Source organism: Bradyrhizobium sp. CB1717, from assembly GCF_029714325.1.
Taxonomy (GTDB): Bacteria; Pseudomonadota; Alphaproteobacteria; order Rhizobiales; family Xanthobacteraceae; genus Bradyrhizobium.
Genome location: NZ_CP121666.1, coordinates 798,293 through 819,303, shown reverse-complemented (window position 1 = coordinate 819,303; position 21,011 = coordinate 798,293). Strand labels below are relative to the sequence as shown.

The following is a 21,011-nucleotide window of genomic DNA, read 5'->3' as shown; positions in this document are numbered from 1 at the left end:
ATTACCAAACGCCGCAATCGAGGCGCCAATCTATCTGGCCCGTTCGGATTGAAATCGGCAACTCCATTGATCATGGCCGCAGCGGTTCCTCCGACATTCTGGGCACCGCCGAAATAGTTGATCAATTGCTGTTCACGGCCACGGATCGCGTCATAGGCACCCGATCCCGTCGCCGCGCGATCCAGAACCGGCGGGAGGAAGCCCTCGGCATTCAGGATCGTCTGGAGAGTTTGCGATCGACGTTCATGGCTAGGTATGTGCGGCGAAGTTACGTAACGGTCCCCGCCACCTCGCCTGGAGCCAGATGCGGCATCTGCCAGTTCGATGATGACGCGCCGCACGCGTCGACGGATCGGAAAGAGCGTCATCTACTAAAAGATGTGTTTACTATTCGCGCAACCAGCGACGTCGTTCGTTGCCCCGAATTTCATCTGGGGGCCGCGCCGCCAGAGACATCAGCGGCGTCAAACATCCGCGATGCGCAATCCGGCATCCGACTTGACGCAGCCACTCAATCCGTCAGTGAGGGGGCTTCTTCAGGTTTGGAAATCTGGCGATCCCGGGAAGACTCGAACTTCCGACCTACGGTTTAGGAAACCGTCGCTCTATCCGGCTGAGCTACGGGACCGCGGAACCCGCAAGTTGCGGGTTCGGCCCCCTCATAGCAGAGCAGGATGCCGTTCGCCAGCCGCAAGGCGAGCCGGATTATCGTCAATCTGGACAAGGCGGCAGTACAATCGCTTCCAGGTCCCTCTCGGCGGAGCAGCTCACATGATCGAAAGCATCAGCGCCATCACGCTCGGCACGCATGACATGGGGCAAGCCGTGCACTTCTACCGCTCGCTGGGGTTTGAGCTCCTTTATGGCGGCGAGGCCGCGGCATTCACCAGCTTTCGCGCCGGCACCGGCTATCTCAACTTGACGGTGCAGCCAGACGACAAGCGCTGGTCCTGGTGGGGCCGCGTCATCTTCTACGTCGCCGATGTCGACGAAACCTATCAGCGCGCATGCGCCGCCGGGTGGCATCCGTCGACCACGCCGCGCGATGCGGAATGGGGCGAGCGCTACTTCCATCTCACCGACCCGGACGGCCATGAGCTCAGTTTCGCGCGGCCATTGCCCTGACCGAATAAGTCGCAGTCGCTGACGTTCCCCAAGGTTCAGGTAGTGCTGTCTCAGCCGCTGTGGCAAGCTCGGCGCGGTTTCCTCAAGCGAGAATTGCATCTGGGTTCTAACCAGGGAGGACGACCATGGTGACCTATGTCGTGCTGGGAAATTTCACTGACCAAGGAGTCCGCAACGTCAAGGATTCGCCGAAGCGGGCCGAAGCCTTCAAGGAGATGGCCAAGACGTTCGGCGTGACCGTGAAGGAGATCGTCTGGACGCAGGGACGATATGACGTTGTGACCGTTCTCGAGGCTCCGGATGAGGCTGCCGCGATGTCGCTCGGCCTTAGTCTTGGCGCACTCGGCAATGTCCGCACCGAGACGCTGCGCGCGTTCTCGGCAGCAGATATGACAAATATCGTCGGCAAGATGCTCTGACGCTCAAGGCTGCGCGAGCGCACTGGACCTGGGACGGTGGCGCGAATAGGCCTCTCACGCCCTGATATTGTTGTCCTTCACCACCTTGCCCCAATAGGCGACCTGCTTGTCGAAGAAGGTCTTGAAGGCGGGGCCGTCCTGGAGCAGCAGCGTCATGTGCTGGGTCTCCTTGAGCTGGGTGGCGGTGGCCGGCTCGCTCAGGATCTCCTTCGACGCAGTTGCCATGGCTGACACGATATCGGGCGGCGTGCCCGCGGGCGCGAAAATGCCCCACCAGGCCAGCGTCTCGAAATCCGGAAAGCCGGCCTCGATCGCGGTCGGCGTATCAGGCAGCGCCTGCAGCCGCTCGCGGCCGAGCTGCAGGATCGGACGCAGCATGTTGGTCCCGAGCTGGGCGGCGACCAGCGCCGCCGATCCCGCGATCAGATCGACATGCCCACCGAGCACGTCGTTCATCGCGGGGCCGCCGCCGCGATAGGGCACATGCATGATCTCGACGCCGGCCTTGTTGCCGAGCACGGTCATGGCGAGATGGCCGAGCGTGCCGATGCCGACGGAGGCGTATTTCACCGCACCGGGCGTCGCCTTGCAGGCGGCAACCACGTCGGCAAAGCTCTTGTAAGGACGGCCGGCGCCGGCCGCGATCACATAGGGTGCGGTGCCGATCAGCAGCACCGGCATCAGCTCGCGCTCGACATCGACCGGCGGCTTGTCGAGGATGGACGGGATCACCGCGTGGGAATCGAACGTGACCAGGAACGTCGACCCGTCGGCCGGGCTCTTGGCAACCTGCGCCGCGCCGAGCGCGCCGGCGGCGCCCGACTTGTTCTCGACCACGACGATGCGGTTGAGCTTTGTCTGCAGGTTGCTCTGGAGCAGCCGCGCCATTGCGTCAGTCGAGCCACCCGGCGGAAACGGCACCACCAGCGTGATTTTCGAGGCCTGCGCGCTCGCCGGTGCCATCGCGAGGATGGCAGGCGCGGCGAGCAGCGCCCGTCGTGTGATCGTCATGGTCCCCTCCCTTTTGTTTTTCGCGCTTTGCTTTTTTGCTTTTGAGCGCTCAGGTCGTGCCGAAGCCCGACCCCGCTTTTCTGTATTCTGGCCGAGGCGGACTGAAAATGTCCAGCACGCGGGCGCCATCGGGGCCGGCGCGCATGGTGTGCGGCACGTTGCCGGGGGTACGCCAGAAATCGCCCTTCTTCACCGGGATTTCCTCATCGCCCTGGACGCGGATCGCGGAACCCTCGAGCAGAACACCCCATTGCTCCTCGGGATGATGATGCAGCGTACCTTGCGCATGCGGCGCCAGTGTCACCACCGACAGCATCGCCTGCTCACCGGAGAAGATGCGCGTGGTCACGCCGGCGGCGAGCTCGCGGAACAGCCCGTCGTCGGGATTATCGATGTTGTGAAATTCGTCCTTCTGGCTCACGCCGCTCTCCCCTTCGTTCCTCGCCGATCAGGCTTTGCCGTATGAGCCCTGGTAGCGGCCCTCGCGGATCGCCTTCATGGTCTCCTCCTCGCGCGCGACCTGGGCACGCACTGCGTCCAGCAGCGCGGCAGCACCAGTGGCGGGAAACGACACCACGCCGTCCTCGTCGCCGACCACGATGTCGCCGGGCGCGATCACGCTGCCGCCGATCGTGACAGGGACGTTGATCTCGCCGGGGCCGTTCTTGTAGGGGCCGCGATGGATCACCGCGCGGGCGTAGCAGGGGAAGTCGTCGGCCGCGAAGGCCGCGACATCGCGGATCGCGCCGTCGATCACATAGCCTTCGGCTTTGCGCCATTGCGCGATGTTCTTCATGATCTCGCCGACCAGCGCCCGCGTTTCGTCGCCACCGCCGTCGACCACGATGACGTCGCCGGGACCGACCAGCTCCAGCGCGCGATGGATGGCGAGATTGTCGCCGGGCCGGGTGCGCACGGTGAAGGCCGTCCCCACCAGCTTGCCGCCGCGATGATAGGGCTTGAGCCCCACCGCGCCGGGCAGCCGGGCGAGATTGTCCGAGATGACCGAGGTCGGCGCACCGCGAAAGCCCGCGATGATCTCGGCGGGCGGCTTCGGCACGCTGTTCGCTGCGATCGTGATGGTCATGTCAAAGTGTCCTTTCGTGAATTTTCTTATTCGGCATGCGCCGGCGCCTTCGCCGGCAAAATCCGGAAGGCGCGCCCCTCCTTCATCCACGCCGCGCGCTCGTCGCGCAACGGTCTTCTTGGCGGCACCTCGGGGTGAGGCGCTCACGGCGCGAAGTGTAACAGCGGAAGCTGCGCCTTCAAGGCACCTGCATCAGCGCTCGGCGCCGCAGCCCGGACTATCGAACAGCGCCGCGAGACCGCATTTCGAGGTCAGCATCCTGTCGCCCTCATGGCCGACGCCAGCGACATCCCAGACCCGGTGATTGGGCGTGCCGTGGTCGCGCCTGGCCATCGCGTCGGCATAGGCGTGACCGCGGGCATAGCGCGTGGGCCCTTGCGCCTCCGCCATGCAGCTCTTGTCCAGCGCGGACTGTTTTGGATTGGTGTCGAGCGTGCCGAGCAGGTAGATCACCTCGCGCTCGACATAGCGCTGCTCGAGTGCCGCAGGTGTCGCGTCCGCGAGATAGGGCGGACGGTCGCCCATGCCGTATTTCCAATTGTCGTAGCCGGGACAGGATGCGGCAACCTTCGGCAGCGGCCGCTCAGCGCTGAAATAGGCATAGGACGAGGGATTGGCGACGACGTAGCGAATGTCGATATGCTGGCGCAGCAGTGGCGCCTCGCCCTTGCCGGCGATCGCATAGCGCTGCACGACCTGGCCGCCGCCGGAGTGGCCGGCGACCACGACCTGCTTCAGGTTCGGAAAGATGCGCCGGTCCGAAAGTTTTGCCAGGATCGCATCGAGCGCCTCGAACGACGACACCGGGCTCGGCGCGAGCGCGGCATCGCCGCCCTCCCAGCCCTCGAGCGACCAGCGCAGCGTGTCCGCGGGCAGCCTGTGCGCCTCGATATCGATCTCCGCCAGGAATTGCGGAACGATCATCAGCGCGCTCTTGCCGTCGTCGCCCGCTGCGGCCTGCGCGTTGTTGGCCGATATGTAATATTCGTCGGCATTGCGCAGGCGTCCATGCAGCACGATGACCGCGCGCGAGACTGCCGGCAGCGGCATCGACCAGTCGCGCGAGAGGTAAAGCGGCAGCATGCCCCGCCCGCCGACCGATAGCCTTGCATCCCCGATGGCCTTCACCGGCTTGCGGTTGGGTGCATCCTCCTCCGCTGCGACGGCATGGCCGCACGTCAGCACCAGGGCGAGTGCGGCAAGTCGGGCCAGCGCTCTCATGACGAAGATTCCTCTCGGATTCAAATCGTTAAAAGTCTACGCGCATCACGTGCCGCGCGGCTGTGCCTCCCGCGCCACGTCAAGCAAAAAATGTCAGCATCGCAGCCATGAAATTCCCGGGTTCCATGGGTGACAAGCCGGCGATAAAGGGGCAAAAATCTGGTCCGACTCGGTTCGGGTTGAGTCGTGTAAGGAATGCCCTCGTAAAATGTCGCTTGTCGTTGCATCGCGTCGTGCGGCGCTTCTCGTTGCCGCAGCAGGATTTTTTCTGCTGACGCAGTCGCATGCCCAGGCGCAATGGTGGAAACGCGCGCCCGTCGACTTCGAGGAATGCGCCGATGCCGCCGAGAAGGCCGCAACCAAGGCCGAGAAGACAGCCGCGCTCGCCGATTGCAACGCCAAGTTCGCCGGCCGCCGCAAGCCGGGTGGCGGCTACACCTATTACGACTTCCTCCAGGACCGCACCTTCGACATCGCAGGTCCCAACCCGACGCCGGAGGAGCAGAAGAAGATCGACGAAACCTATACCGCCTACCTCGCCAATCAGCGCCGCAGCAATGAAGCGGCCCAGGCCACGGCCCGCCAGCAGCGCGAGCAGCAGGAGCAACAGGTCCAGCAGCTTCAGCAGATCGCCCTGCGAACCGAGACCGAGCGGGTGCCTATCCCGGTCGAGCGGCCGAAGGTGCAGCAGGCTGTCGGCCAGCGCCCGAAGGGCGCATGCACCAAGGGCTCGTTCTCCTGCGAATGGCCGCGGCTGTCGGAAAGCTTGAACGACCTCAAGAAGCTGTTCAGCCCGACGCCGAGCAAGCCGGCAAAGAAGGGGTAGCCAGCCACAGCCGTCATTGCGAGCGCAGCGAAGCAATCCAGAGTCTTTCCGCGGAGGGATTCTGGATTGCTTCGCTGCGCTCGCAATGACGAATGGATAGAGATTCCCGCCCGATCCTCAATTCGCGTGCTTCTTCTTTGTACGCTTCGGCTTTGTCACTGGCGCATCCGCTGTCGCCGCCGTTGAACCACCCAGCTGCGACCTGCTCTCCTGCAATCGCCTGTCATAGCCGGGCGAGGTCATGACCGTCGGCGGCCTCGCGAGGGCGAGCGTCGATCCGACGCAGACCGTGGTCAGCGCGAGCCCGATCATCAAACAACGCCTCATCGCCTTCCTCCCTGCACTCAGGCCGTCCCGCGAATCTGCTGCGGCGACAGCCCGGGCGGGCCGTTGCCGGCAACTTCCGCCTCCTTCACCAGCGCAACAATGCGGCGCATCAGCGGCACGGCGACATTGTTCTGCTCTGCAAGTGCGATGACCGCGCCCTGGAGATAGTCGATCTCGGTCTTGCGGCCCTGCTTCAGATCCTGCCACATCGAGGAGCGCGCCTCGGGATCGATCTTCATGGTCCGCCCGAGGATCGCGTTGAAGATCATGTCGGGCAGCCGCAGCAATGTCGGAGACCAGTTCATCGGGATCGGCGTTGACGACGCCGGCGCGATGCCGGCAGCGTGCAGCGCGGCCAGCCCCTCCGCCATCTGGTCGGCAAACAATCTTCGCCAGTCGCGGCTCGCCAGTTGCGCGGCGAGCGGCATGTCGGACAGCGCGCTCAGCGCGTTGTTCAGATTGATGATCAGCTTGCCCCATTGCACGCCGGTGATGTCACCGCTCGCACGCATGTGAAGGCCGGACACCGAAAGTGCCCCGGCGGTGTTCGCCGCGTCTTCTCCGACGTGGATGTCGCCGGAGCTGGAGCGGTGGAAACGCCCCTCGCCCATCGCGACCACGTTGAACGGCACCATGCCGGCGAGCACAGGCCGGCCGCCGAGGCGTTCGCGCAAGATTGCAACATTGCCGATCCCGTTCTGAAGCGAGACGATGACGGCGTCCTGCGGCGCATGCTGTGCGATCTGGTCCGCGACATCGGCGGTGTCGGCGCTCTTCACCGTCACCAGCACGATGCCGGCGCTGTGGAAGATCGAAGGGTCTTCCGAGAGCGCGAGCTGGCCGGCACCGAGCTTCGTCTCGGCGCCGTCGAAATCGGTGAGCCGCAGGCCGAACCGCTCGATCTCGGTCTTCACCCGCGGCCGCACCAGCAGCGCGACGCGGCGGCCGGCCGCTGCCAGCATGCCGCCGACGAAACAGCCGATGGCGCCCGCGCCGGCCACCACGATGGGTCGATCCGTAACCACCCCGTTCTCCTTAACGTCCCGCCTTCGATAGCAGAGGCAACGCCGCCTGCCCATTGGTTGCGGCGCATCCGCCTTGTAACCGTCATGAGAGCCCCATATGTTTTCGCCCCGGGGGGCAGTCAGCGGCGAGCGCTCGCCGAACGAGACGCCAAAGGAGAGCACCATGGGTCTACTCGATGTCCTCAACGGCATGCAGAACGGCCCCCGCGGCCCGAGCACGCCAAGCTCAGAGCAATCCTCCGGCGGCATGTCGCCAATGACCATGGCGCTGCTCGGCCTGCTCGCCTGGAAGGCCTTCAAGCATCTGACGGCCGGCCAGCCCGACGCGGCGCCTGCCCCGCAGCAGCGCTCGCCGCTGCCGCCTCCGACACCCGTCAACACCGGCAACGCCACGCTTCCCGGCGGCAGCGGCGGCCTCAGCGATCTGCTCAAGGGCGGCCTCGGTGGCCTGCTCGCGGGTGGCGCGGCGGGCACCGTGCTGAGCGGCGGGCTCGGCGATCTCCTCAACCAGCTTCAGCAGGGCGGCCACGGCGAGGCCGCGAATTCCTGGGTCGGCAAGGGCGAGAACAAGCCGATCGCGCCCGGCGATCTCGCGAGCGCGCTCGGCGCCGACCAGATTGAGAGCCTGTCCGCCCAGAGCGGGTTGTCGCGCGAGGAGCTGCTCTCCGGTCTCAGCCAGTACCTGCCGCAGGTGATCGACCATCTGACGCCGGACGGACGGGTGCCGACCGAGAACGAGCTATCCGGCAGGATTTAGGAGAAGTCTTCAGTTCCGTTTTGAGCGTGATCCGCTCGGAAAACCGCTGCACACTTCACCGGATCACGCTCTGCGAATTCCAGGCAAGGGGAGCACTGTCATGAGTTTCGGCGGCCTGTTGTGGATCATCATCGTCGGCTTCGTCGCCGGCCTCATCGCGCGCTGGCTCGCACCGGGGCCGAACAACCCGAGCGGCTTCATCCTCACCACCATCCTCGGCATTGCGGGTGCGTTTCTGGCGACTTTCGTCGGCCAGGCCATCGGCCATTACAGTCCGGACCAGGGCGCCGGCTTCATCATGGCCACGATCGGCGCAGTGGTGGTGCTGTTCATCTGGCACCGGCTGGTGGCGAGCGGGGTGATAAAGGGGTAGCTCGCCAAGGCGTCGGTGGAAGGCACACTGCCTCCACATCGTCATTGCGAGGAGCTCTTGCGACGAAGCAATCCAGACTGTCACCGCGGACACTTTCTGGATTGCTTCGCTTCGCTCGCAATGACGAATTAGGTAATCAGATGCATCCCCGCATCCATGCGCACGACCTCGCCGGTCATGTTGCTGGACGCCGGCATCGCCAGGAAGCAGACGAGCTGCGCGATGTCGTCCGCGGATGATGCGACCTTCAGCGGCACCTTCGCCACCACGCTGTCGCGCACTGCTTTCGCGCCCGCCTCGCCACGGCCCTTGGTGAACCAGGGCGTGTCGATATAGCCGGGACACACCGTGTTGACGCGGATCAGCGGCGCCAGCGCGCGCGACAGCGACAAGGTCATGGTGTTGAGCGCGCCCTTGCTTGCGGCATAGGCGATCGATGAACCGACGCCGCTGATGCCGGCGACCGACGACACGTTCACCACCGCCGACGGCCGCCCGGAAGCTTTCGCGCCGGCTTCAAGCAGGCTGCGCGCGGCGCGCACCATCTGGAACGGGCCGATGGTGTTGACGCCATAGAGCCGCTGGAAATCTTCAGCCGACAAGCCGTCGAGATCGGCATGGGCGACATGCTTGGTGGTGCCGGCATTGTTGACAAGAATGTCGAGGCGGCCCCAGCCGCTGGCTGCCGCGACGATCTTGCGGCAATCCTCATCCTTCGAGACGTCGCCCTGCGCAACCAGCACCTCCGCGGCGCCCGCCTTGCGGCAGACTTCCGCGGTGGCCTCGGCCTCCTTCTGGCTCGACGAATAGTTGATGACGAGCCGCGCTCCGCTCCGGGCGAGAATTTCCGCGGTCGCAGCGCCGAGGCCGGATGCGGACCCCGTCACGATTGCGCACAAGCCGTCCTTTGCCATCCGGTATTTCCTTCCTTTTGTAAGTTGCTGGCGCCCTGTTTAGCGAGTTTGCCGCGCCCTGCAAATCGAGCAAACTCCGCTAAGCGGAATTAGCATTTCTTGAAGCCTGCCCCCATGCCGGCGCCGCAGATGGACCTGCGATCAACGCTTGTCAGGGCCATGGCTTTTTCCGATCATCGGGCGCAAGAAGAGACCGCGCGCCGGCCGATCGGACCGAATGCGTCAATGGCAAAACACGGGGAACGCTGTGGCGGAGAGTGACAATATCGTCGTCGAGACCGCGGAAAAAATCTTCGCCGATCTCGCCGATCCGCAGACCATCAACAACGACAAGAACAATTCATGGCAGGCGCCGCTGTGGCAGGCGCTGAGCGAAGCCGGCCTGCCGCTGGCGTGGGTGCCCGACGATCTCGGCGGCTCCGGCGCGAGCCTTGCCGACGGTTTTGCCTTGCTGAACGCCGCCGGCCGCTTCGCGGTCGCGGTTCCCCTCGCCGAGACGATGCTGGCGGGCTGGCTGCTCGCACAGGCCGGGATCGCCGCGCCCGAGGGCGAGATGACAATCGTGCCGGCGTCTCCGAAGGATCGCATTACCCTTGATGCCGACGGCGCGCTCTCCGGCCGCGCCCGCGGCGTGCCCTTCGCCAAGGCGGCGAAACATTTTGCGGTGCTGGCGCACGGCAAGGATGGCGCGGTCATCGCGCTGGTCGATGCCAGCAAGGGCCGGATCGAATCCGGGCTCAATGTCGGCTACGACCACAGCGACACCGTGACGCTCGACAAGGTCCAGCCGATCACCATCAAGCCAGCGCCAGAGGGCTTTGAGCAGACCAATCTGATGCTGATGGGCGGCGTTGCGCGCAGCCTGCAGATCGCCGGCGCGCTGGAAGCGATGCTCGACATTTCCGTGCGCTATTCCAACGAGCGCGTCGCCTTCGAGAAGAAGATATCGAAATTCCAGGCGGTGCAGCACAATCTCGCGCGGCTTGCCGGCGAGTCCGCCGCAGCGCTCGCGGCCGCGACCTCGGCGGCCGACGCCATCGCGAATGCAAAGAGCTTTAACGACGAAGTCTATCTCGAAGCGGCCTCCGCAAAGATCCGCTGCGCGGAAGCCGCCGAAAAGGGCGGCAGCATCGCGCATCAGGTCCACGGCGCGATCGGCTTCACCATGGAGCACATCCTGCACCGTTATTCGCTGCGGGCACTGGCCTGGCGTGACGATTTCGGTTCGGAAAGCCATTGGGCGGTCGAGCTCGGCAAGCTGGTCGCCACCAGAGGCGCCGATGAATTGTGGCCGCTCGTGGCGTCGCGCTGATCGGAGAGAGAACACATGACCGCTGCCCTCCGTTTCGATCCGATCCGCCTGCCGGAAAAGTGCGAACAGCTGCGCAAGGAAGTGCGCGCCTTCCTCGCCGAAGAGATCGCCGCCGGCACCTTCGATCCGAACAAGCCCAACCGCGAAGACACCGACGCGCCGGAGTTTTCCCGCCGGGTCGGCGCCAAGGGCTGGCTGGGGATGACCTGGCCGAAAAAATATGGCGGCCAGGAGCGCTCCTTCCTCGAACGTTATGTCGTGACCGAGGAGATGCGCGTCGCCAATGCGCCGACGCGGCGCTTCTTCGTCGCCGATCGCCAGAGCGGGCCGGTGCTGCTGAAATACGCGCCCGAGCACATCAAGATGGAGATCTTGCCGCGGATCTGCCGCGGCGAGATCTGCTTCGCCATCGGCATGAGCGAGCCGAACTCCGGCTCCGACCTGTTCGCGGCGAAGACGCGCGCGACCAAGACGGATGGCGGCTACCTCATCAACGGCACCAAGATCTGGACCTCGTCGGCGCACATCGCCGACTACATGATCGCGATCTTCCGGACCTCGCCGCCGACCAAGGAAAACCGCCGTCACGGCCTGACCCAGTTCCTGGTCAAGATGAAGCAGCCGGGCATCAAGGTGAACCCGATCGGCCAGATCACCGGACAGTACGAGTTCAACGAGGTCGTCTTCACCGATCACTTCATCCCCGACGATCACGTGCTCGGCGAAGTCGACGGCGCCTGGAAGCAGGCGACGAGCGAGCTCGCCTATGAGCGTTCGGGTCCCGAGCGCTTTCTCGAAACCTATTACGTGCTGACGGAGCTGGTGCGCGCGGTCGGTCCCAACCCGGACACGCGCAGCGCCGAAGGCATCGGCCGCCTCGTCGCGCAGCTCCACACCATGCGGCGCATGTCGGTCTCCGTTGCCGGCATGCTGCAGGCCGGCAAGGAGCCGGTGGTCGAAGCGTCCATCGTCAAGGACATCGGCACGGTCTGGGAGCAGCAACTTCCGCACCGCGTGCGCGACCTCGCCGCCTTCGTCGAGGAGACCGCGACCAACCGCGAGACCTTGGAGCGGCAGCTCGACTTCGCGATCAAGACCGCGCCGAAACTCACCATCCAGGGCGGCACCACCGAGGTGCTGCGCGGCATCATCGCCCGCGGGCTTGGTCTGCGCTAATTCAATCGAGGATCATCATGAGCACGTATAAAGACATCGGCGTCGAGAAGGTTGGGCACGTCGGCACCATCGAGATTCGTCGCCCGCCGCTCAACTTCTTCGACATCTCGCTGATCAACCAGATCGCGGATGCGCTCGACGAGTTCGACCGCGACATCGAAATCCGCGCTTCCGTCCTGTCGGCGCAAGGCAAGGCGTTCTGCGCCGGCGCCAATTTCGGCGACCCCGCGCGACAGGCGCAGGAAGCGCGCGAGGCCGAGCAGGCCAAGAAAGGCGATCCGGCCGACAATCTCGGGCAGATCAGCCATCTCTACATCCAGGCCGTGCGCATCTTCCGCGCCAAGAAGCCGATCGTCGCCGCCGTGCAAGGAGCAGCGATCGGTGGCGGCCTGGGCCTCGCGGTGTCGGCCGACTTCCGCGTCACCTGCCCGGAAGCCCGCTTCTCCGCGAATTTCACAAAACTCGGCTTCCATCCCGGCTTCGGCCTGACCGTGACGCTGCCCGAGCTGATCGGCAAGAACAACGCCGAGCTGATGTTCTACACCAGCCGCCGCGTCACCGGCGAAGAGGCCTACAAATGGGGCCTCGCCAACGAGCTGGTGCCGCAGGACCAGGTGAAGTCGGCCGCGATGAAGCTCGCGGGCGAGATCGCCGAATGCTCCCCGCTCGGCCTGCTCTCGACCCGCGCCACGATACGCAATGGCCTCGCCGACCGCGTCATGGCCGCGACCAATCACGAGCTCGCCGAACAGACGCGCCTGCGCGCGACCGAAGATTTCAAGGAGGGCGTGAAAGCCACGGAAGAGCGCCGCGCGGCGAATTTTAGGGGAAGGTAGCGGCTTAGAAGATCACCTCTTTCTTCCTTCTCCCCTTGTGGGAGAAGGTGGCGCGAAGCGCCGGATGAGGGGTATCTCTCCGCAAATGACTCTCTCTCATCGATGTGCGTGCGGAGAGAGACCCCTCACCCGTCTCGCCGCTTCGCGGCGATCCACCCTCTCCCTCAAGGGGAGAGGGTTTGAACGATCAACTGACGCGGAATGTCACCCCGCCCAGCAGAAACTCGTTCTCCGCGACCGCGAGTCCCCTCGCCTTGGCGGTGTGCAGCACCTGAGCCGCGTCAGCCACGCGAAACTCCAGCGCGCTCATGATCTCGCTGGCGCCCTTGACGAAGCGGAAAGTGGCATTGGGCAGCTTCAATTCGGCATCGCCACTCGGCGCAACTCCGATGATCTTGCCCCAATGCTCCGCCAGCCCCGCCGGATCCGGGCTCTGCATCTCCACACCCGTCAGCGCCTGCGTCACATCCGTGCGGATGAATTTTTGCCAATCCGGCCCAGCGGGTGGATAAGCGCCCAGAATGTCATCGCTGCCTTCGGTATGGTTGAATTCGATGAAGGCGGCGCGGCAGTCGCGGGGGTGGAGCTGCACGCCGTGATAGGGTGCATGGTCGATGACGTTGGCGGTGCGCACACCCATGGCGTTGGCATTGCGGCCGCGCTCGTCGGGATCATCGCAGCAGAAGATCGCCATGTAGCCGCCGCGGCCGCCGGTCTTCTCGATGAAACGGCCCGCCGTGGTGCCGTCCTTGAACGGCGCGACCACTTCCAGCAGGATCGTATCCACCGGGAGCAGCGCGTTCTCCAGGCCGTATTTGGCGACATTGCCGTCGCGGTAGCAAACGGCGAGACCCATGATCCGGGCGATGTCGGAGATCACGGGCTCGAGATGCGGCGCGACCAGGCAGATCTGCCGCAAGCGCATATAGGACGCCATCGTCACTCACCCCTGAAGGCGGGCTTGCGCTTTTCGACGAAGGCTTTTGCCGCTTCCTTGTGATCGGCGGTGTCGCCGCAGCGGGTGTGGTGGATCGCCTCGCCGTCGAAGCAATCCTCCAGGGCGAGATGCTCGGCATTGTTGATGTTGCGCTTGATGTAGCCGAGCGCGATCGAGGGCCCTTGCGCCAGCGACAGCGCGAGCTCGTGCGCGGCTGCATCGATCTCGGCGTCGGGCACGACCTTCGTCACCATGCCGATGGCGTGCGCTTCCTTCGCGGTCAGCACCGGCGACATCAGATAGAGCTCGCGCGCCCGCGCGCTGCCGAGCAGCTGGGTGAGGAAATAGGTGCCGCCGTAATCGCCGGAGAAGCCGACTTTCGCGAAAGCGGTGGTGATCTTGCAGGATTCAGAGGCGATGCGCAGGTCGCAGGACAGCGCCATCGACAGGCCCGCGCCGGCCGCCGCGCCATCGAGTTGCGCCACCACGGGTTTCGGCATCTGGTGCAGGATGCGCGAGACCTCCATACCGCGACGCAGATTCGCGAGCTTCTGCTCGAACGGCAGCGGCGCGCGACCCTCCGCCATCGACTTGACGTCACCGCCGACGCAGAACGAACCGCCCGCGCCCTTGAACAGCACCGCGCGCACCTCCGGGTCGTCGGCCGCACGGCGCGCCGCCTCGACCAGCCCGCGCACCATGTCGGGGTTGAGCGCATTCTTCCGCTCCGGACGGTTCATCGTGATGGTGAGCAGCCCGCCTTCGAGCTTTTGCAGGACCATGTCGTTCATGGGACGTCTCCCTTGTTGTTGTTTTGCTCGGTCATTCCGGGGCGCGCCCCTTGGCGCGAACCCGGAATCCATTCCTCAACCGTCACTGCCGCCCGATGGATCCCGGGTTCTCGCTTCGCGAGCCCCGGGATGACGACCTATCGTTGGGGCGCACTTCGTCGTCATGACTTACGTCACGCCGTCACTTCTTCACCAGCGGGCAACGCGACTGCTCCAGCGACTGGAACGCTTCGCTGCCGGGCACGGTGGCGAGCAGCTTGTAATCGTCCCAACGGCCCTTGGACTCCGACGGCTTCTTCACCTCGAACAGGTACATGTCGTGGATCATGCGGCCGTCCTCGCGGATCTTGCCGTTCTTGGCGAAGAAATCGTTGATCGGCGTCTCCTTCATCACCTTCATGACCGCGGCGGCATCGGTCGTGCCGGCCGCCTTCACGGCCTTGAGGTAATGGGTCACGGACGAATAGACGCCGGCTTGCGCCGAGGTCGGCGGCCGCTTGACCCGCTCCATGAAGCGCTTCGAGAACGCGCGCGTCTCGTCGTTCATGTCCCAATAGAAGGCCTCGGCCAGCAGCAGGCCCTGCGCGGTCTCCAGCCCGATCGAGTCGATGTCGGTGACGAAGGCGAGCAGCGGCGAGACCTTCTGGCCGCCCTTGGTGATGCCGAACTCGGCCGCCTGCTTGATGGCGTTGACGGTGTCGCCACCGGCGTTGGCGAGGCCGATCACCTTGGCCTTCGAGGCCTGGGCCTGAAGCAGGAACGACGAAAAGTCCGACGTATTGAGCGGATGGCGGACGCTGCCGAGCACCTTGCCGCCGGTCTTGGTAACGACGGCGCTGGTGTCCTTCTCCAGATCCTGGCCGAAGGCATAATCGGCGGTGAGGAAGAACCAGGTGTCGAGGCCCGACTTCACGGCGGCAAGGCCGGTCACGTTGGCCTGTCCGAACGTGTCGAACACGTAGTGCACGGTATAGGGGCCGCAGGCCTCGTTGGAGAGACGGATCGAGCCCGGTCCGTTGAACATGATGATCTTGTTGCGCGCTTTCGCGATCTCGCCGGCGGCGAGCGCAGTCGCGGACGCCGCAACGTCGTAGATCATCTCGACGCCCTGATTGTCGAGCATGTCGCGGGCGATGTTGCCGGAGAGATCGGCCTTGTTGAGATGATCGGCCGCCAGCACCTGGATCTTGCGTCCCAGCACCTCGCCGCCGAAATCTTCGACGGCCATCTTCGCCGCGGTCTCGCTGCCGGGACCGGTGATATCAGCATAGAGGCTCGACATGTCGAGGATGCCGCCGATCTTCAGTGGCGGCTTGTCCTGGGCCTGCGCGGCGCTCGCACTCAGGGCAAACGCGGCGGCAAAAATGCCCGACAAAATATTCTTCATGGAAAAAATCTCCCTTTATCGCGCCGTACTCTGATGGCGGCTTGGTTATTGCTGTTGCCGCGATCATGCCGCATGCACGAGAGCGCAGCAAGCACGGGGGCGTTGAGAGTCCGCGATCGCCGTGCGTGTTTTCCGCAAAGCGGAATGGGGACGTGCGGCAAGATGTTTCCGCGCCGTCATTGCGAGCGCAGCGAAGCAATCCAGAATCTTTCCGCGGAGACAGTCTGGATTGCTTCGCTTCGCTCGCAATGACGGAGTACGAGGAAGCCTCTTCGCGACCCGCTACGCTTGAGCTATGGTTGCCGCGCAACACAACCTCTCCGGGTCACGTGACGCGACTGCTCCATCTCATGGTCCCATTTCTCCTAGTCGCGGATCACACCGCGCTCGCCACGCCGTGCCAGTTCGAGTCCCAAGGCGAGGGCCGCATCGCCGCCATCGTCGATGCGCGCAGCGTGCGCCTCGATGACGGTCGCGAGATCCGCCTCGCCGGAATCGAGCCGACCGCGACGACGAAGCAGGCGCTGACATCACTGCTCGCCGGCCGTGACGTGACGCTGCGAAGCGCCGACGACACGCCCGACCGCTACGGCCGCCAGGGCGCGTTCATCTTCGTCAGCGAAAGCGACACCTCGGTGCAGGCCACGCTGCTGTCCCAGGGCGAGGCCATCGCCTCCGCCGAAATCGCCGACAAGGACTGCGCGGCCACCCTGATGGCGTTGGAGGCGCAGGCAAGGCGCCAAAAAATGGGCAACTGGGCTGACCCATCGGCCATAAAAAACGCGGAAAGTCCGGACGATATTTTGGCAGGGATCGGGCGCTTTATGGTGGTCGAGGGCAAAGTCCTGTCGGTCCGGCAAGCTGGGGCAATGACCTACCTCAACTTCGGACGGAACTGGACACGCGGCTTTGCCGTGACTATTTCAAAGCGCGCGCTGCCGGCATTCGAAAGCGCCGGGGTTTCCCCTAAGTCCTTGGAGAACCGACGTATTCGGGTCCGGGGCTGGATTGAGGGGACGACGGGGCCGCGTATCGATGTGCGTCTCTTGGGACAGGTTGAATTGCTGGGCGCAAATGAGCCTACTGGGGTAAGGCCTTAACGGCCAGGCACGGGTTAAGCGACGTGAATGGGGTGCTAGAACGGCACGGACTGGGTGATTGCCGCCGCCTGCGGGCTGCGCCGGCCGCGCTTTGCCTCGTGCTGGGCACCGCCCTCTCCGGTTGCGGCGATATGGGCCGGTTCCAGACCGCCGCTGCGCCGCCCACCGTCGCGATGCCAAAGCCGAAGCCTGCGGTCGCGCAGACCCCCGCCACCGAGAAGGAGCACGAGCGCATCCTGGCGAGCTATGGCGGCGCCTATGACGACCCCAGGCTCGAATCGCTCGTCAGCAAGACCGTCGACCGGCTGGTCGCCGCGTCCGACCGCCCCGACCAGGGCTACAAGGTCACCATTCTCAATTCCGGCGCGGTGAACGCCTTCGCGCTGCCGAACGGCCAGCTCTATGTCACGCGCGGTCTTCTCGCGCTGGCGAGCGACACCTCGGAATTGTCCTCCGTCCTCAGCCACGAGATGGCGCATGTGCTGTCCAAGCACGCCGCGATGCGCGAGGACCAGGCGCGCCAGGCTGCGATCGTCACCCGTGTCGTCACCGACATGAGCAACGACCCCGACCTCACTGCGCTCGCGCTCGCCAAGACCAAGCTCACCATGGCTAGCTTTTCGCGCAACCAGGAGTTCGAGGCAGACGGCATCGGCGTCGGCATCTCTGCGAAAGCGCATTTCGACCCCTATGGCGCGGCGCGCTTCCTTTCGGCGATGGAGCGCAATGCCGAGCTCAAGGCCGGCAAGAGCTCGCTCGATCCGCGCGCGCAGGATTTCACCTCGTCGCATCCGGCGACACCCGAGCGCGTGCAGAATGCGCAGAACATTGCGCGGCAATATGCGGCGCCCGAAGGCGCCGAGCGCGACCGCGAGAGCTATCTCGCCGCGATCGACAACCTCGTCTATGGCGAAGACCCCAGCGAAGGCTTCGTCCGCGGCCGCCGTTTCCTGCATCCGAAACTCGGCTTCACCTTCCAGGCGCCTGATAATTTCACGCTCGACAACACCGCGCAGGCGGTGATCGGCGTGCGCGACGGCGGTTCGCAGGCGATGCGCTTCGACGTCGTGCGCGTCCCGGCCGAGCAGTCGCTCGGCGATTACCTCAATTCGGGCTGGATGGAAGGCGTCGAGAAGGCCTCGACCGAGGATATCAGCATCAACGGTTTCCCGGCCGCGTCCGCCACCGCCAAGGGCGACCAGTGGCAGTTCAAGGTCTATGCGCTGCGCTTCGGCAGCGACGTCTACCGCTTCATCTTCGCGACCCGGCAGAAATCGACCGAGAGCGAGCGCAACGCGCGCGAGACCGTCAGCTCGTTCCGCCGCCTGACGCTCGACGAGATCCAGGCCGCGCGCCCGCTGCGCATCAAGGTCATCACCGTGCAGCCCGGCGACACCGTGGAATCGCTCTCCCACCGCATGGCCGGCGTCGATCATCCCGCCGAGCGCTTCCGCGTGCTCAACGGCCTCGACCGCACCGCGCAGGTAAAGGTCCGGGATCGCGTGAAGGTCGTCGCGGATTGAGGCTGCGCTAAGCGCACGTCAATCCCTGGGCGCGCTTGAGCAGCGAACCCGGGACCTGGGCTACAAATTCGCTGCCGTAGGGTGGGCAAAGCGAAAGCGTGCCCACCATTCCCGACCGCAATCGCTGAAAGATGGTGGGCACGGCGCTGTGCGCCTTTGCCCACCCTACAAGATCCGCGCTTGATTAAGCCCCCGCGTCCATATCGCCGGCCTCACGCTGGCCGCTGAGCCAGAGCGCGAGCAGGGTCCAGAACGCGCCGGAGAGCAGATAGGCGCCCGAGGCGATGACGCCGAGATTGGTCGCGAGCAGCAGCGCGACCAGCGGGGCGAAGCCGGCGCCGAACAGCCAGGCCATGTCCGAGGTCAGCGCCGAGGCCGTGTAGCGATACGCCTGCTTGAAGTTCGAGGCGATCGCGCCCGAGGACTGGCCGAAGGAGAGACCCAGCAGGATGAAGCCGATCACCATGTAGATGGTCTCGCCGAACGCGCCGGCATCGAGCAGCTGCGGCGCAAAACCGCTGTAGATCGCGATCGCGATCGCCGATCCCATCAAGAGCGACTTGCGGCCGACGCGGTCGGCGATGACGCCGGAGGCTACGATCGCGGCGACGCCGAACACGGCGGCGACGATCTCGATGATCAGGAATCGCACCGGGCTCTCGCGGGTGAACAGGAACACCCAGGACAGCGGAAACACCGTGACCATGTGGAACAGCGCGAAGCTTGCCAGCGGCGCGAACGCGCCGAGCATGATGTTGTGGCCTTCGCGCGCGACGGTGTCGGAGATGCGCGAGGGCTGCAATTCGCGGGTCTCGAACAGCGAGGCATATTCCTCGGTCGTCACCATGCGCAGGCGGGCGAACAGCGCCACGACGTTGATGGCGAAAGCGACGAAGAACGGATAGCGCCAGCCCCAGTCGAAGAAATCGTCGGCCGAGAGGTTGCCGGCGAAATAGGCAAACAGCGCGCTCGCCACGATCAGCCCGAGCGGAGCGCCAAGCTGCGGCACCATCGCGTACCAGCCGCGCTGGGAGGCCGGCGCATTCAGCGCCAGCAGTGAAGCCATGCCGTCCCAGGCGCCGCCCCAGGCCAGACCCTGCGCGATGCGCGCCAGCGCCAGCAGCCAGATCGCGGCAACGCCGATCTCGTGATAGCCGGGCAGGAAGGCGAGCGCGACGGTGGCGGTGCCGAGCAGGAACAGCGCCGAGACCAGCTTGGCCGTCTTGCCGTACTCGCGGTCGACCGTCATGAAGATGACGGTGCCGATCGGCCGGGCCAAGAAGGCCAACGCGAAGATCATGAACGAATAGAGCGTGCCGGTCAGTTCGCTGGTGAACGGGAACACCAGGCGCGGGAACACGATCACCGAGGCGATCGCGAAGACGAAGAAGTCGAAGAATTCCGAGGTGCGTCCGATGATGACGCCGATGGCGATCTCGCCGGGACTGGCCTGGTCGTGGCCGTGCTCGCCCGAGTGGAGGTCTGCCATTGCGGGGGTCTGTGCCGTCGCCATTCGTGCGCCCTTAACGTCCTGAAAACCAAAGCCGACCGCCCGGCGGGAAGCCAGGCAATCTGGCCCTGTCTGACCCAACATCTCGCAGTGCAACATTGGACAAATTGTCCAATGTCCGGATTGCTGCGTCGCAGCTACCCGTTGGCCCCGCAAAGGAAACTCATTCTCAAAGGCTCGGCCCGTGTCTCGTCTCAAGATCCTGGCGCTACTACCTCTGGCTGCCGCACTCAGCGGCTGCGACTACGTCGTGCTGGCGCCAGCCGGCGACATCGCTGCCCAGCAGCGCGACCTCGTCATCATCTCCACCGTCCTGATGCTCCTGATCGTCGTCCCCGTGATGGCGCTGACGGTGCTGTTCGCCTGGCGCTACCGCCAGTCCAACACCTCGGCCCGCTACGAGCCGGAATGGGACCACTCGACCAAGCTCGAGCTGGTGATCTGGTCGGCGCCGCTGCTGATCATCGTTTGCCTCGGCGCGCTGACCTGGATGGGCACGCATCTGCTCGACCCCTATCGCACCCTCGGCCGCATCAAGGCGGAGCAGGCCGTGGACCAGTCCAGGGCCCCGCTCGAGGTCGATGTCGTCGCGCTCGACTGGAAGTGGCTCTTCATCTATCCGGACTACGGCATCGCCACCGTCAACGATCTGGCCGCGCCGGTCGATCGTCCGATCAAGTTCCGCATCACCGCGTCCTCGGTGATGAACTCGTTCTACATCCCCGCGCTCGCCGGCCAGATCTACGCGATGCCGGGCATGGAGACGAAGCTCCACGCCGTGGTGAACCACGCCGGTACCTACAAGGGCTTCTCGGCCAACTACAGTGGCGCCGGATTCTCCGGCATGCGCTTCAACTTCCAGGGCCTCGACGACAAGGGCTTTGCCGCCTGGGTCGCGCAGGCCAAATCTGCCGGTGGCTCGCTCGGCCGCGCCGAATATCTCCAGCTCGAAAAGCCCAGCGAGAACGAGCCGGTGCGCCGCTACGGCACGGTCGATTCCGATCTCTACCGCCTGATCCTCAACATGTGCGTCGAGACCGGCAAGATGTGCCAGAGCGAGATGATGGCGATCGACGCCAAGGGCGGCCGCGGCCATGAGGGCCTGAACAACACCCTGCCGCTCACCTACGACAAGTACGCCCGCCGCGGCACCCCGCTCGGGCCCGAGCCGACCTTCGTCGCCGGCACCTGCACGCCGGATGCGCCGCAGGGTCAGACCACTGCATCGATCAAGGCTCCGACCGACATTGCGCCGCTCACCGGCGCCGGCCTGAAGCGGCCGACCTTCACGCCGCTGAAGTCCTCGTCCTTCTTCCTCGGACAGCGTCCGAAGTCAGACTCCTAAAGAGAACGC

At 65.0% G+C, this 21,011-nt stretch carries 22 protein-coding genes and 1 tRNA gene; 11 read left to right on the top strand and 12 right to left on the bottom strand.

Features of this window, described 5'->3' with window-relative positions:
* Positions 1 to 551: 551 nt before the first annotated feature.
* A tRNA-Arg gene (locus QA649_RS03795) sits at positions 552 to 628 on the bottom strand.
* Between the two features lie 143 nt (positions 629 to 771).
* On the opposite strand from QA649_RS03795, the gene QA649_RS03790 reads away from it, so the two are divergent.
* Together QA649_RS03790 and QA649_RS03785 are read left to right on the top strand one after the other, a co-directional pair.
* Positions 772 to 1,125, top strand: coding sequence for a VOC family protein (locus tag QA649_RS03790; RefSeq protein ID WP_283023030.1), 354 nt, complete (start codon positions 772 to 774; stop codon positions 1,123 to 1,125).
* 125 nt (positions 1,126 to 1,250) lie between these two features.
* Complete coding sequence (locus QA649_RS03785) at positions 1,251 to 1,544, top strand: GYD domain-containing protein (protein WP_283023029.1); 294 nt, start codon at positions 1,251 to 1,253, stop codon at positions 1,542 to 1,544.
* Positions 1,545 to 1,598: 54 nt separating this feature from the next.
* On the opposite strand, the gene QA649_RS03780 is transcribed toward QA649_RS03785, so the two are convergent.
* From QA649_RS03780 to QA649_RS03765, 4 genes are all read right to left on the bottom strand, one after another.
* On the bottom strand, positions 1,599 to 2,555 hold the full coding sequence (locus QA649_RS03780) for a tripartite tricarboxylate transporter substrate-binding protein (RefSeq protein WP_283023028.1): 957 nt from the start codon (positions 2,553 to 2,555) through the stop codon (positions 1,599 to 1,601).
* A 49-nt stretch (positions 2,556 to 2,604) separates the two neighbouring features.
* Positions 2,605 to 2,976 carry a cupin domain-containing protein gene (locus tag QA649_RS03775; RefSeq protein ID WP_283023027.1) on the bottom strand — a complete coding sequence of 124 codons (372 nt, stop codon included), beginning with the start codon at positions 2,974 to 2,976 and terminating at the stop codon, positions 2,605 to 2,607.
* A gap of 27 nt (positions 2,977 to 3,003) precedes the next feature.
* Complete coding sequence (locus QA649_RS03770) at positions 3,004 to 3,642, bottom strand: RraA family protein (RefSeq protein ID WP_283023026.1); 639 nt, start codon at positions 3,640 to 3,642, stop codon at positions 3,004 to 3,006.
* Between the two features lie 192 nt (positions 3,643 to 3,834).
* Complete coding sequence (locus tag QA649_RS03765; protein WP_283023025.1) at positions 3,835 to 4,863, bottom strand: alpha/beta hydrolase; 1,029 nt, start codon at positions 4,861 to 4,863, stop codon at positions 3,835 to 3,837.
* 208 nt (positions 4,864 to 5,071) lie between these two features.
* On the opposite strand from QA649_RS03765, the gene QA649_RS03760 reads away from it, so the two are divergent.
* The gene (locus tag QA649_RS03760) at positions 5,072 to 5,689 is read left to right on the top strand and encodes a hypothetical protein (RefSeq protein WP_283023024.1); all 618 of its coding nucleotides are present in this window, start codon (positions 5,072 to 5,074) and stop codon (positions 5,687 to 5,689) included.
* 117 nt (positions 5,690 to 5,806) lie between these two features.
* Here the strand turns inward: QA649_RS03760 and QA649_RS03755 are convergent, their stop codons facing one another.
* Both QA649_RS03755 and QA649_RS03750 read right to left on the bottom strand, forming a co-directional pair.
* Complete coding sequence (locus QA649_RS03755; RefSeq protein ID WP_283023023.1) at positions 5,807 to 6,016, bottom strand: hypothetical protein; 210 nt, start codon at positions 6,014 to 6,016, stop codon at positions 5,807 to 5,809.
* Between the two features lie 17 nt (positions 6,017 to 6,033).
* Positions 6,034 to 7,041: a 2-dehydropantoate 2-reductase gene (locus QA649_RS03750; protein WP_283023022.1), complete on the bottom strand. Its 1,008-nt coding sequence runs from the start codon at positions 7,039 to 7,041 to the stop codon at positions 6,034 to 6,036.
* Positions 7,042 to 7,204: 163 nt separating this feature from the next.
* On the opposite strand from QA649_RS03750, the gene QA649_RS03745 reads away from it, so the two are divergent.
* The gene (locus QA649_RS03745; RefSeq protein ID WP_283023021.1) at positions 7,205 to 7,798 is read left to right on the top strand and encodes a YidB family protein; all 594 of its coding nucleotides are present in this window, start codon (positions 7,205 to 7,207) and stop codon (positions 7,796 to 7,798) included.
* Between the two features lie 100 nt (positions 7,799 to 7,898).
* Positions 7,899 to 8,171 (top strand): GlsB/YeaQ/YmgE family stress response membrane protein, encoded by a 273-nt coding sequence (locus QA649_RS03740; RefSeq protein ID WP_130365951.1) that lies wholly within the window; start codon positions 7,899 to 7,901, stop codon positions 8,169 to 8,171.
* Positions 8,172 to 8,299: 128 nt separating this feature from the next.
* Here the strand turns inward: QA649_RS03740 and QA649_RS03735 are convergent, their stop codons facing one another.
* Positions 8,300 to 9,085: an SDR family oxidoreductase gene (locus tag QA649_RS03735; RefSeq protein ID WP_283023019.1), complete on the bottom strand. Its 786-nt coding sequence runs from the start codon at positions 9,083 to 9,085 to the stop codon at positions 8,300 to 8,302.
* A 247-nt stretch (positions 9,086 to 9,332) separates the two neighbouring features.
* Between QA649_RS03735 and QA649_RS03730 the strand changes: the two genes are divergently transcribed.
* Genes QA649_RS03730 through QA649_RS03720 form a run of 3 tightly spaced genes read left to right on the top strand, consistent with a single transcriptional unit; the run spans position 9,333 to position 12,409 of the window.
* The gene (locus QA649_RS03730) at positions 9,333 to 10,397 is read left to right on the top strand and encodes an acyl-CoA dehydrogenase family protein (protein WP_283023018.1); all 1,065 of its coding nucleotides are present in this window, start codon (positions 9,333 to 9,335) and stop codon (positions 10,395 to 10,397) included.
* Between the two features lie 15 nt (positions 10,398 to 10,412).
* On the top strand, positions 10,413 to 11,573 hold the full coding sequence (locus QA649_RS03725) for an acyl-CoA dehydrogenase family protein (protein WP_018644137.1): 1,161 nt from the start codon (positions 10,413 to 10,415) through the stop codon (positions 11,571 to 11,573).
* A 17-nt stretch (positions 11,574 to 11,590) separates the two neighbouring features.
* Complete coding sequence (locus QA649_RS03720) at positions 11,591 to 12,409, top strand: enoyl-CoA hydratase/isomerase family protein (protein ID WP_283023017.1); 819 nt, start codon at positions 11,591 to 11,593, stop codon at positions 12,407 to 12,409.
* A gap of 187 nt (positions 12,410 to 12,596) precedes the next feature.
* Here the strand turns inward: QA649_RS03720 and QA649_RS03715 are convergent, their stop codons facing one another.
* The 3 genes from QA649_RS03715 to QA649_RS03705 form a co-directional block, all read right to left on the bottom strand.
* On the bottom strand, positions 12,597 to 13,346 hold the full coding sequence (locus QA649_RS03715) for a hypothetical protein (protein ID WP_283023016.1): 750 nt from the start codon (positions 13,344 to 13,346) through the stop codon (positions 12,597 to 12,599).
* A gap of 2 nt (positions 13,347 to 13,348) precedes the next feature.
* A complete protein-coding gene (locus QA649_RS03710; RefSeq protein WP_283023015.1) occupies positions 13,349 to 14,137 on the bottom strand; it encodes an enoyl-CoA hydratase in 789 nt (262 codons plus the stop codon).
* A 181-nt stretch (positions 14,138 to 14,318) separates the two neighbouring features.
* Positions 14,319 to 15,524 carry an ABC transporter substrate-binding protein gene (locus tag QA649_RS03705; protein ID WP_283023014.1) on the bottom strand — a complete coding sequence of 402 codons (1,206 nt, stop codon included), beginning with the start codon at positions 15,522 to 15,524 and terminating at the stop codon, positions 14,319 to 14,321.
* A 248-nt stretch (positions 15,525 to 15,772) separates the two neighbouring features.
* Here QA649_RS03705 and QA649_RS03700 point away from each other — a divergent pair, with 248 nt between their 5' ends.
* Together QA649_RS03700 and QA649_RS03695 are read left to right on the top strand one after the other, a co-directional pair.
* On the top strand, positions 15,773 to 16,624 hold the full coding sequence (locus QA649_RS03700; protein ID WP_283026247.1) for a thermonuclease family protein: 852 nt from the start codon (positions 15,773 to 15,775) through the stop codon (positions 16,622 to 16,624).
* Between the two features lie 131 nt (positions 16,625 to 16,755).
* Entirely contained in the window at positions 16,756 to 18,147 is a 1,392-nt protein-coding gene (locus QA649_RS03695; RefSeq protein ID WP_283026246.1) for a M48 family metalloprotease, read from the top strand.
* A gap of 184 nt (positions 18,148 to 18,331) precedes the next feature.
* On the opposite strand, the gene QA649_RS03690 is transcribed toward QA649_RS03695, so the two are convergent.
* Positions 18,332 to 19,660 (bottom strand): MFS transporter, encoded by a 1,329-nt coding sequence (locus QA649_RS03690; protein ID WP_026312169.1) that lies wholly within the window; start codon positions 19,658 to 19,660, stop codon positions 18,332 to 18,334.
* Positions 19,661 to 19,841: 181 nt separating this feature from the next.
* On the opposite strand from QA649_RS03690, the gene cyoA reads away from it, so the two are divergent.
* Positions 19,842 to 21,002: a ubiquinol oxidase subunit II gene (gene cyoA, locus QA649_RS03685; protein ID WP_283023013.1), complete on the top strand. Its 1,161-nt coding sequence runs from the start codon at positions 19,842 to 19,844 to the stop codon at positions 21,000 to 21,002.
* Positions 21,003 to 21,011 lie beyond the last annotated feature (9 nt).